The 11,049-nt window shown below is 61.2% G+C and carries 7 protein-coding genes; 4 read left to right on the forward strand and 3 right to left on the reverse strand.

Going from position 1 to position 11,049, the window contains the following annotated elements:
- The 4 genes from AB4Z11_RS10035 to AB4Z11_RS10050 form a co-directional block, all read left to right on the forward strand.
- Positions 1-677 (forward strand): SDR family NAD(P)-dependent oxidoreductase (locus tag AB4Z11_RS10035; RefSeq protein WP_442024969.1); only part of this gene is annotated, 677 nt, incomplete at its 5' end.
- A gap of 3 nt (positions 678-680) precedes the next feature.
- Positions 681-3,662, forward strand: coding sequence for a beta-galactosidase subunit alpha (ebgA, locus tag AB4Z11_RS10040; protein ID WP_442024971.1), 2,982 nt, complete (start codon positions 681-683; stop codon positions 3,660-3,662).
- Positions 3,662-4,114 (forward strand): beta-galactosidase subunit beta, encoded by a 453-nt coding sequence (locus tag AB4Z11_RS10045; protein ID WP_442024973.1) that lies wholly within the window; start codon positions 3,662-3,664, stop codon positions 4,112-4,114. Before ebgA ends, AB4Z11_RS10045 begins: the two co-directional genes overlap by 1 nt.
- Positions 4,115-4,121: 7 nt before the next feature.
- The gene (locus AB4Z11_RS10050) at positions 4,122-5,570 is read left to right on the forward strand and encodes an amino acid permease (RefSeq protein ID WP_442024975.1); all 1,449 of its coding nucleotides are present in this window, start codon (positions 4,122-4,124) and stop codon (positions 5,568-5,570) included.
- On the opposite strand, the gene AB4Z11_RS10055 is transcribed toward AB4Z11_RS10050, so the two are convergent.
- From AB4Z11_RS10055 to AB4Z11_RS10065, 3 genes are all read right to left on the reverse strand, one after another.
- Positions 5,503-7,746 (reverse strand): MGH1-like glycoside hydrolase domain-containing protein, encoded by a 2,244-nt coding sequence (locus tag AB4Z11_RS10055; protein WP_442024977.1) that lies wholly within the window; start codon positions 7,744-7,746, stop codon positions 5,503-5,505. The two genes, AB4Z11_RS10050 and AB4Z11_RS10055, sit on opposite strands and share 68 nt — an antisense overlap.
- A gap of 77 nt (positions 7,747-7,823) precedes the next feature.
- The gene (locus AB4Z11_RS10060) at positions 7,824-10,316 is read right to left on the reverse strand and encodes a TonB-dependent receptor (protein WP_442024979.1); all 2,493 of its coding nucleotides are present in this window, start codon (positions 10,314-10,316) and stop codon (positions 7,824-7,826) included.
- Positions 10,317-10,370: 54 nt separating this feature from the next.
- On the reverse strand, positions 10,371-11,049 hold a 679-nt coding region (locus tag AB4Z11_RS10065), incomplete at its 5' end, for an ATP-NAD kinase family protein (protein WP_442024981.1).

The raw sequence follows: 11,049 nt of genomic DNA on the forward strand, positions 1-11,049 counted from the left end.
CAACAGTGCTGATCGCGGACCGCGATGGCGCAGCGGGCGAACTGGCGGTTGCGGCATTGACGGCAGCGGGCGCCCACGCTTCGTTCATCCGCGCTGACGTCGCGCAGGCAGCGGATTGTGAGGCGGCAGTGGCCGCGGCCGTGTCGCGCTACGGCCGTCTCGATGTTTTGTTCAACAACGCGGGCATTACCCGCCGCGCCAATGTGATCGACACCACCGAACAGGAATGGGATCAGGTTATGGCGGTTAACGTCAAATCGATTTTCCTGATGTGCAAATATGCTGTACCGGTCATGCAGCAGCAAGGCGGCAGCATCATCAACACCGCATCGGGATGGGGTCTGGTGGGCGGCAAGGATGCCGTGTCCTATTGCGCTTCCAAGGGTGCGGTGGTCATCATGACCAAGGCCATGGCTGTGGATCACGGCCCGCAGAACATCCGCGTCAACTGTGTCTGCCCCGGCGATACGGATACACCCATGCTGCGCAACGAAGCGCGCCAGCTGGGACTTGAGGAAACCGCACTGGTAGCGGCAGGTGCAGGCCGGCCGCTGATGCGAGTTGGTAAGCCACCCGAGATCGCGCAAGCCGTGCTGTTCCTCGCCTCTGATCGTGCTTCCTTTGTCACCGGCGACGCGCTGGTGGTGGACGGTGGCGRCCTGGCCGGATCGGCGTAAACCGTGAACAAGTGGGAGAACCCCCAGCTGCTGGAGGAAAACCGGCTGCCTCCGCACGCCTATTTTTTCGCCTACGAGGATGCCGAAACTGCGCGCACGTTTCAGCGTGAGCGCAGCCGCCGTTTCCTGTCGCTGAGCGGATCGTGGCGCTTTGCTTACTTTGGACATCCGCTCGAAGTGCCGGCGCAGTTCTACAGCGAATACATGGAAAACTGGGGCGAAATCGCAGTCCCCGGTATGTGGCAGATGCAAGGCCACGGCCAGCTGCAGTACACCGACGACGGCATGCCTTTCCCGGTGGACCCGCCATATGTGCCATCGTCCAATCCTACCGGCGCTTACCAGTGCCGCTGGACGCTTGGTCCGGAATGGCGCGGCGAACGCGTGATCCTGCGCTTCGATGGCGTGGAAACCTATTTCGAAATATACGTCAACGGCAGCTATGCAGGCATGAGCAAGGGCAGCAGGCTGGCTGCCGAATTCGACATCACTGCGCTGCTGGCCGAAGGCCAAAACCTGCTCAGCGTACGCGTGCTGCAATGGGCCGATTCGAGCTATCTTGAAGATCAGGATATGTGGTGGACCGCCGGGATCTTCCGCGACGTCTACCTGATCGGCAAGGGCGCCATCCACCTGCAGGATGTGTGCGTACAAACCCGCTTTGACGAAGCCTGCAGCGACGCGCGCCTGTCGTGCGCGATTGCGGTTTCCGCCGCCGCCGGCTGGCAAGTCGAGTGGACGCTGTACGACGGCAATCACGCCGTACAACGTGGCGCTGGCAACACTCTGGCCTGGGAAACTGCCGTCTCGGCGCCACGCCAATGGAATGCCGAAGATCCCTATCTCTACCGGCTGGAGATCAGCCTGTACGACGAAGCGCGCTTGTTGCTGGAAGTTGTGCCGCTGCGTGTCGGCTTCCGCGAAGTAAAGGTGCGCGACGGCTTGATGCTAGTGAATGGCCACTACCTGAAACTGCACGGCGTGAACCGCCACGACAACGACCATCTGCGAGGACGCGCGGTGGCCATGGCGCGTGTCGAGCAGGATATCGTGCTGATGAAGCAGCACAATATCAATTCCGTTCGTACCGCGCATTATCCCAACGATCCGCGCTTCTACGAGCTATGTGACCAGTACGGGCTGTTCGTGATGGCCGAGACGGATGTGGAAACCCACGGCTTCGTCAACGTCGGCAATCTGAGCCAGGTTACCGACGATCCGGCCTGGGAGGCGGCCTTTGTTGACCGCATCGAACGCCACGTGCACGCGCAAAAGAATCATCCGTCCATCATCATCTGGTCGCTGGGGAACGAGTCCGGGTATGGCTGCAATATTCATGCAATGGCGGCGCGCTGCCGCGAGATTGATCCAACGCGCCTGATCCATTACGAAGAGGACCGCGACGCCGAGGTATGCGACGTGGTCAGCACCATGTACTCGCGCGTGCAAATGATGAACGCCTTCGGCGAGTACCCGATGGACAAGCCGCGCATCCTGTGCGAATACGCCCACGCCATGGGCAATGGGCCAGGTGGCCTGAGCGAATACCAGGCGGTGATGGATCGCCATCCGCATTTGCAGGGCCACTACGTTTGGGAGTGGTGCGATCACGCCATCCTGCGGCCGGAGGTACCGGGGCGGGCGTTTTATGCATTCGGCGGTGATTATGGCGACTACCCGAATAGCGGGAATTTCTGCTGTGATGGATTGATCTATCCCGACCAGCGCCCCGGTCCCGGCCTGCGTGAATACAAGCAGGTCATCGCGCCAGTAAAGGTACGCGCCGTCGACGCCGCCGCCGGCAGGTTGGAAGTGGAGAATCGCTACTGGTTCAGCAGCCTTGATGGCATTTCATTGCTCATTGAGACCAAGGCCGATGGCGAGAAGCTTGACATGCAGTGTGTGAAGCTGCCGTCAGTTCCGCCTGGCGGGCGTCTGGAAATCGATATCCCGGCTGCGCCACAGGCTGGTGGTCAGCGATATCTGAACGTGCGCGTGCTGCGCGAAGAGGCAACTGCGTACAGCGCCGCACAGCACGAGCTGGCGATATATCAGTTTGCATTGCCATCGCCTCCCGTGCGGCCGCCGCAGGCGCCCGCCGGCGCTCCGGCTCCGGTGCTGGTCGAGCGCCGTCTCGACTGGCGTGTCGAAGGCTCCGCCTTTCATATGGTGTTCTGCAAGCTCACGGGAAAACTCAAGGAATGGGTGGCGCATGGTGCGCCCCTGCTCGCGAGCGCACCGCAGCTGACGTTCTACAAACCCTGCATCGACAACCACAAGCAGGAAAATGAGGCCCTCTGGCTGCCGCAGCACCTGAACATCCTGCAAGAGCATTTGCGCAGCATGGAAGTTGTGCGCAACGGCGCGATGGTGGAGGTCATTGTCGACTGCCAGATCGCACCGCCGGTACTGGGTTACGGCATGCGCTGCCGCTATCACTATTGCGTTGATGGTGGGGGACGCCTGCAACTGACCTTGTCCGGCGTACCGTACGGAGGTTTCAAGGACATGATCCCGAAGATCGGCATGTCACTGGGACTACACCGCCAACTGGACCAGGTCGAATACTTCGGCCGCGGCCCCGGTGAGAACTACCCGGACAGCAGGGCATGCAACATCATCGATCGCTACAGCAGCGACGCGGCCGGCATGTTCGAGCATTATCCCAAGCCGCAGGACAATGGCAACCGCATGGACGTGACCTGGGCAACGCTGCGCGGCAGTCACGGCAAGGGGCTGCGCGTCGATGCGCCGCAAGGCGTCCATTTCAGCGTCTGGCCTTACAGCGCCGGGCAGATTGCGGCCACACGGCACGACAATGCACTGCGCGAAGACGATTACTGGACCGTTAATCTGGATCACAAGATGAGCGGGCTTGGCTCCAACTCCTGGGGTTCCGAAGTGCTCGATTCCTATCGGGTATATATGGCGCCTTTCAACTACAGCCTGTATTTGTCGCCGCTGCATGGGGAGGATGGTCTGTGATGATCCTGAATAGCGTGGAAGAATTTCGCCAGCGCTACCACTCGGAAAAGAAATGGCGGCGCTGCCTGCAGRCCATCGCCAACCTGCCCAGGCTGAAGCCCGGCGTGTGTCATTCGATTGGTGATTCGCTGGTCTACCGTCTGGTGGATGGCCCGGTTGCTGCCGCGCCCTGCTTCACCGGCAAGCGGCGCTATGTGGAGATCCATTATTACCTGTCGGGTAGCGAGACGGTCGCCTATACGCCCAAGCGCGCCTTGGTCAGACAGTCAGCCTATAGCGACGAGACAGACCGCGAAACTTTCAATGGCGAGGCCACCGGCAGCCTTACCGCCGGTCCCGGCCAGCTGCTGATCTTCGATAACGACCACGCCTACCGGCCGCTCGGCGCGGACCATCTGCGCAAGATGATCCTGATGGTGACGATAGAAGGCGCGACTTTCCACAATAAGTGAGTTGAACATGGCGATATCCGGCAACACGCAAATTGGCCGTTTCATGCTGCTTTCGATGGCAGTGGCAGCCATCTTCAATATCCGAAATGTCGTCAACAGCAATATCGCCATCGGCATGGTGGCGGTGCCATCTTTCCTGTTCGCGACCGCAACTTTCTTCATTCCCTATGTGCTCATCATCGCCGAATTCGTCAGTTTGAATAAGGACGCAAAATCCGGCATCTACCAGTGGATTCGGTCTTCGATGGGCGACAAGTGGGCCTTTGTCGGCGCCTACTGCTACTGGTTCGTCAACCTGTTTTATTTTACCTCCGTGCTGCCCAACATCCTGGTGTATTCGTCCTACGCCTGGCTGGGCTACGAAGTCCAGCTCTCGCCGCTGGTCACCGTGATGCTGTCGATATTATTGTTTGCCTTTGCCACATGGGTATCGACCAAAGGCGCGGCATGGGTAGGACGGGTGACGTCCATTGGCAGCACGCTGGTGCTGGCGATGGCGTTCGGATTCGTGGGCTTAAGCGTGGCCGATTGGCTTGGTGGCGTGACGCCAGCAACACCGGTCACGGCCGAAGCGATGACACCGGCATTCAGCTGGTCCTTCATGGGCGCGATGGCATGGATTCTGTTCGCGGCAGGTGGTGCCGAATCCGTTGGCGTGTTCCTGAACGATGTACGTGGCGGCGCACGCACTTTTGTACGCACGATCGTGTTTGCAGGGTTGCTGATCGGGGTGCTGTACTCGGTGTCGGCGCTGGTGCTCAACCTCTATCTCCCGGCTTCCCAATTGAGCTACAGCTCCGGCATTTTCCAGGTATTTGGCGCCTTGGGAGCGCATCATCATGTTTCGCCGCTTCCGCTGAACCGCTTGATTGGCGCCGTCATGCTGCTGGGCTCTTTCGGTACACTGATGGTGTGGACAGCGGCGCCGGTCAAGGCGCTGTTTTCGGAAATCCCGAAAGGCATTTTCGGCGAGCGCGCCATTGCGCTGAATCGCCATGACATGCCGGAGCGTGCGGCGTGGATTCAATTCTGCGTCGTTGTGCCACTGCTGGTCATCCCAGCGCTGGGATCATCCAATGTGAATCAGTTGCTAAGTGTGGTGATCAATATGACGGCTGCCACTGCGCTATTGCCGCCACTGATCATTCTGACGTCCTATTTCCATTTGCGCCTGCGGCTTGATCATTTGCCGCGTGACTTCCGCATGGGATCACGCCGTACCGGCCTGGTGATCAGCGGCGTACTGCTGGCGGTCTTTGGCATCGCCTTTATTGCCGCGATTTTCCCATCGGGCCAGAACCTGCTGCTCACGCTGGGCTACAACGTGGGCGGCGTGGTCCTGTTCCTGGGTTGGGCCTTGTGGAAGTACCGGCTGTATGAGCGCGGCATCACTTCTTCTGCGGTTTCGCCGCAGCCTCTCGCGCCAGCATCAGCAGGTGCGCGGCGCTCCAGCTGAAATTGGTCGCGCCCTGCATATGGCCGTTGACGGGATTATAGTTTTCCCGGATCGGTGCATCGCCCAGTAGACCTTCAGCTCCAGCCACAAAACGCGAGGCCACGGCGTCGGCCTGTGCACCATAGCCGTACTGGCGCATAGCGGCCACGCCGAAGTAGAGCTGGTCCAGCCAGACTCTGCCCCGCCAATAGATAGCGGGATCATAGGATGGGTTTGAGACGGCRGCCGTCGGCATCGGCACTGGCGTGGCGAATTCGGCCGGGTCCAGCATGTTGGCGATGACGGCATCGGCCTGTTGTTGGCCGGCAGCACCGGCCCACAAGGCCGTCCATCCTTCCGGACCGCGTCCGCGCATGGCCAGCAGCTTGCCGCCAAGCTGGCGGTCGTAATAGAAGCCGCTGGCGGGATCGAAGAAACTGGTGTTGATCAGATCACGCAAGTGCGCCGCTTGCTGGCGCCAGGCGCGTGCTGCGCCTTCGTGGTCCAGCTCCTGTGCGATATCAGCCAGGAGCAGTTTTTCGCGATAAAGGAAGGCATTCAGATCCACCGATTCCTGATCGATCGAATAGCCCAGCAGCTTGCCCGTGTTGTCGCGATTCTCGACCACGCTGACTTGCCAGTCGCGGCGCGCGGTATCCAGGTCGCCGCCATGGGCTTTGTCGGCATAGCGCTGCAGGGCCGCCGGCTCAATGAAGCCGAAGCGCGCCGCGTTGTCCATGCCAGATTCGTAGCCTGCGGCTTGCTGCACATGGAGCCGCAGCTTGCCGTCGCTGTCGTTGTGAAGCGGGTGCGCGGTTGCGCCATATTCGGCCAGGCCATTGTGGTCGTGATCGCGATTGCGATACCACCAGCAGTGATATGCCTCCAGCTTGGGCCGCATCTCCTGTAGCCAGGCACGGTCGTGGGACCGCTTGTAGATCTCCCACACCACCCAGGCGGCCAGCGGCGGTTTGGTGTCGCGTTCATTCCAGTTGTCGCCGTCGCCGCCACGTTCGGCGTCCTTGTTGTAGAAGACATTGTCCGGCAACATTCCCGCATCTTGCGGCCGCACCGGGTCGTTGGGCTGGATCTGGTAGTCGAACAGGGCGCGCACTGTGTTTGCAGCGAGTGCAGGATCGATAGCCGCGAGCGCATAGGCCTGCTTCCAGGTATCCCAGGTCCAGGCGCCATTGAACCAACGCGCCGTGGTGGAAGGCACCATCGCATCGTGCAAAATTGCGCCGCGCGGCGCGCGCCAATTACCGATCAGCGTTTCCAGTGCCTTGCCGGCCAGCGAGGATGCCGGCAGCTTGCTTTGCCAGACGGCCCAGCGGCTTTCACTGGCGACGATGGCTTGTTCCGCGCCGGCAGGGCTGGACAGCAGGGCAGCGGCTCGTCTGGCATCAGCGCGCGCTGCCGCGGTATCGTCGAGCTGATAGCTGTGGACGGCGTAGATGGTCTGCTGGCCACCAGCTGCCAGCAACGGGAGGTCAGCGCGGCTGTCGTAGCGCTGATCGCTGACGTCGTCCTGCGCGCGCACGCTGCGTTCGATGCGATAGCGCGATTTGCCACTGGTCATGACATTGCTGGCGTCACGCACCTTGCCGAACAAGATGCTGATACCATGCTGCTCCCGCATCAGCCGCGGCCTCCATGCAGGCTGGCGCTCGGCCACCGTGCCGGTGCTATCCCATTGCGCCATCAGCTCGCCCTGCCAATGGGCACGCAGCGACAGCGATTTGCCGGAAGTATTCCGCAAGCGATAGCGTACCAGCGCGCCGCTCGCGCTGACGAAGTGGAGATCCACGTCCAGTTGCAATCCCGGCCAGACCAGACGCTGGCTCAATACGCCGGGGCGTGCGGCGCTGTTCCAGCGCGCCTGTTCAGGCTTGAACGTGCGGCCCGTATTGCGGTCGCTCAGCTCCAACCGTTCCAGCGCAGGGGCGATGTACAGGCTGTACTCCTCGGCGATCACCAGCGGACCAGTAAATGTGCCGGCCAGCGTCGGCGTATCAGGCAGCAGGTAGCCGTGCCAGCTGCCGGCATCGAACATGGGGTTGAAGCGCTGATTTTGCTCGGCATCGAAATCGCGCACAGCGGCTGGTGTGCCGTAGCGGTTGATGGAAGGCTGCGCTTGCGCGGCCCAGGAGGCGCTGCATGCCGCAACCAGCAGCAGTTTGCGAACAGGGATGGACATAGGCGGGAACGAAACGAATTGAGGGGAGGGTAACACGGCGAAGCCGGGCGTTGCGAGTGCCCGGCTGCGTGGAAAAATCAGAAGCGGTAGGACAGCGAAACCGTGGCGTTGCGTCCCAGGATAGGCCGCGCGTAGAACAGGCTTCCGTTCGAGCTCTGATTAAAGCCGCTGCGTGGATTGCCTTCGGTGAGGCCGATCGAGTTGGTCAGATTATTCACCTTCGCATTCAGCTTCCAGTGCTTGTCGATTTTGATCTCGGCGCCCATGTCGAGCACGTTATAGGCCGGCAGCTCCAGAGCGTTCTCAAAGTCGGCGTAGCGCTTGCCGATATGGCTGTACACCAGGAATATATCGCCGAAGTCAAAGTGCACCGTCGGGATCAAGCGCACCTGGATGTTTGGCGTGCGCATCACTTGATTGCCATTCTGCTTCGCTTCCTCGGCATTTGGATCGATGCCGTCGATGGTGGCGTTCTGGATGGTGGCCACATACTCCAGCGAGAAGCGCTTGAACGGATTGATGATGCCTTCCAGTTCAACGCCGGTCGACAGTGTCTTGACAAAGACCTGGCGGAAAGCACCCGTGGCCTGGTCGGTTTCGCCAAAGGACAGGTTGTCGAACTTGGTGTGGAACAGCGTGGCCGACGTGGTCCAGAATGGCGAAATATAGCGCACACCGGCCTCGATGAAACTCAGTCTGCTGGCACCGTCGACAAAGCTGTCGGTGCTGTACAGCGTCGGCATATTGGTCCCGCTGGCATAGCGCCCATACGTGGCAACGTGGTCGTTGAAGGCGTAGTTGAAGCCCGCCGTGTACGACGCTTCCTTGATGGTCTTCGTCTTGCGCGTCCACACGCCGGTGCCTGCGCGGCGCATGTAGTTGTTGGCGATGATGTTGTCCTTGTCGCTGCCATCTGGATTGAAGGCGCCGGGGATAATGGCGCCTTCGGTCAGACTGTCGCCCGGCAGATCCTCACCTGCAGCCAGCACATTTTCATCCTGTACGTCGTAGTGGGCGATTTCGTAGCGCACGCCGGCGTCAAGGCGCAGGTTGTGCGTAACCTTCCATTCGTCGTTGACGAACAGGGAGGTCGAATTCATATCGCCCTTATGGCGTTCGTAGAAATAGCCGTTGCGCAGCACGCCTTTGTCGGACAGATAGCCGAGAATCTTGTTGTTAGCGTCCACGGCGACGATGTCCAGCCGCTTCGGCTGGTCGCGCACTTCGGTAATGATGCGAGCGCCATAATCCGAATCGTCGTACAGCTTTTGCTTGGCAAACAGCACGCCTGCGGTAAAGCTGTTCTTGTCGTTTTCCTTGGTCAGGGATAGCTTGTCGACGAAGTGGCCGAGGGAGCGGAAGCGGGTTTCAGCCACGGCGTCGGTGGTGAAGCCATTGCCGTTCAGGGTGGACGGATCATTGATCACCTGGCCTGTGCCCGCGTAGGCCAGCTTGGCGGTGCCGCCAAAGCGCGCCAGCAGCGCGGCGACGTCGCTGGACTGCTCAGGATCGAGGCGGTTGCTGGCGCGGACCAGATAGCTGTTCGGGCCATTGAACACCGAGTGCGGCGCGACGTCATAGCGTGTGTAGCGCGCATTGTTCCGGAACGACCAGTCGCCGCCCAGGTCATGCTGCAGATCGGCGCCCACCACCTTGGCCAACACATGGAAGCCGGTGTGCAGATCGGTGGCGATGGTGCCGTTGGTCGTCTGGTTGGTGATGTGGGCCAGGTCCGGGCCGTCCAGCGAACCATAATGCGGATCGACACCCGGCACGCCGGTAGGGTGGGAGGGGTTGGTCAATGGAATAGGCAGGTAGAAGGTGTTGTGGTCATTGACGTATTTGGCCGACAGGTTCAGCTCACCGCCATCCAGGCGGCGTGTCAGATTCAGACGGAACTGGCCGCCATGGTCGGCGGTAATGCCGATGGGGCGCACGCCGTCGCCGTGGCGGTAGTAGCCGCCCGCCGCGTAGGACCAGTCGTCGTTGATCGGGGCTGAATACACACCCTCGGTGCGCACCATGCCGTAATCGCCGACGGTCACCTTCACTTCACCCTGCGGCTTATGTGTGCCTTTTTGGCTGATGAAGTTGACGATGGCGGCCGGTCCGTTAGTGGACAGAATGGCCGACGTACCGCCGCGGATCGCTTCGAAGCGCTTGATGGTGAGGTCTTCCCGCATCAGCACGTCCACCAGTTCGCCGTCATAAATCACAGGCAGACCATCTTCCTGCAGGCTGATGAACTGGAAAGCCGCCCCGCCACTCAGGCCGCGCGGCGACACGTTGTTGGATACCTCGCCGCCCGATGCCTCGACCCATAGGCCGGGCACCTGCTGCAGCGAATCGGCCAGACTATGCGGCGCCAGCTTTTCGAGCTTGGCCTGATCCACGGTCGTAATGGCGACCGAAGACTCCAGCTTGGTGCGGTTCTTGGCGGTGGTGCCGGTAACCACCACTTCCTGGATTGGCGCGCCCTTGTCGCTCACTGCTGCCGCTTCCGGCGCGGTTTGCGCTTGCGCGCTGTGCATGGCCGCCATATGGGCCAGGGTGGCGACCGAAAGGGTCAACCCGGTTTTTCTCCTCATCTGCATCTCCTGAATTTATCGTTATGATTACTGCCACTACACCGAAACGGGCCACATGGTCTGTTCCCGGTAGCCGGTCGTGACCGGCAAATACCCATTGAATTCCGCGTCGAGCTCTGCGTCGCCGCTGTCGATGCGCAGTACGCCGCCGTACAGCGATATCAGCTTGTCCGGCGGCGCCAGCACATGCAGGCCGCGCCGGCCGGCAGCGCGCAGCAGGCGCGGTGAAATCTGCTGGTTGCCGCGCCCCAGCACCAGGCCCTGCCCACCGATGGGTGACAGCACCAGGTGCAGCGGCACTTGCCAGCGTTCGGCCAGATCTTCCAGCTCGCGGCGCGAGGCGTCGCGCGCCAGCAGCGTGCCGTCGCCCAGCAGGGCATCCACACCCAGCAAAGTGCCGTCAACACCCAGCAGGTCCAGCAGTGCCTGGGTAGTGGAACCCGGCCCGACCAGATACAGCGAGCGCGCCTCCATCGCTTCTGCAAAGCTGCGCGCGATGGCCATTCGCTGCGCGCCGCTACCGCTGACATGGCGCGCTTTGCCACCCTGCGTCAGCTTGGGCGACAGCGGCAGTTGCAGATAGCCATGCAGGCGCGGCGCAATCAGGCCGCAGCGCAGTTCGTCCTCATCCAGGTCCATGACTTCGGCATCGCTGCACACAGCCGGTCCGTGTTGCTGCAACTGGCGCAACAGCTGCCCGGCAGCCGTCGGATGA

Source organism: Pseudoduganella sp. RAF53_2 (assembly GCF_052113985.1).
Lineage (GTDB): Bacteria > Pseudomonadota > Gammaproteobacteria > Burkholderiales > Burkholderiaceae_D > Rugamonas.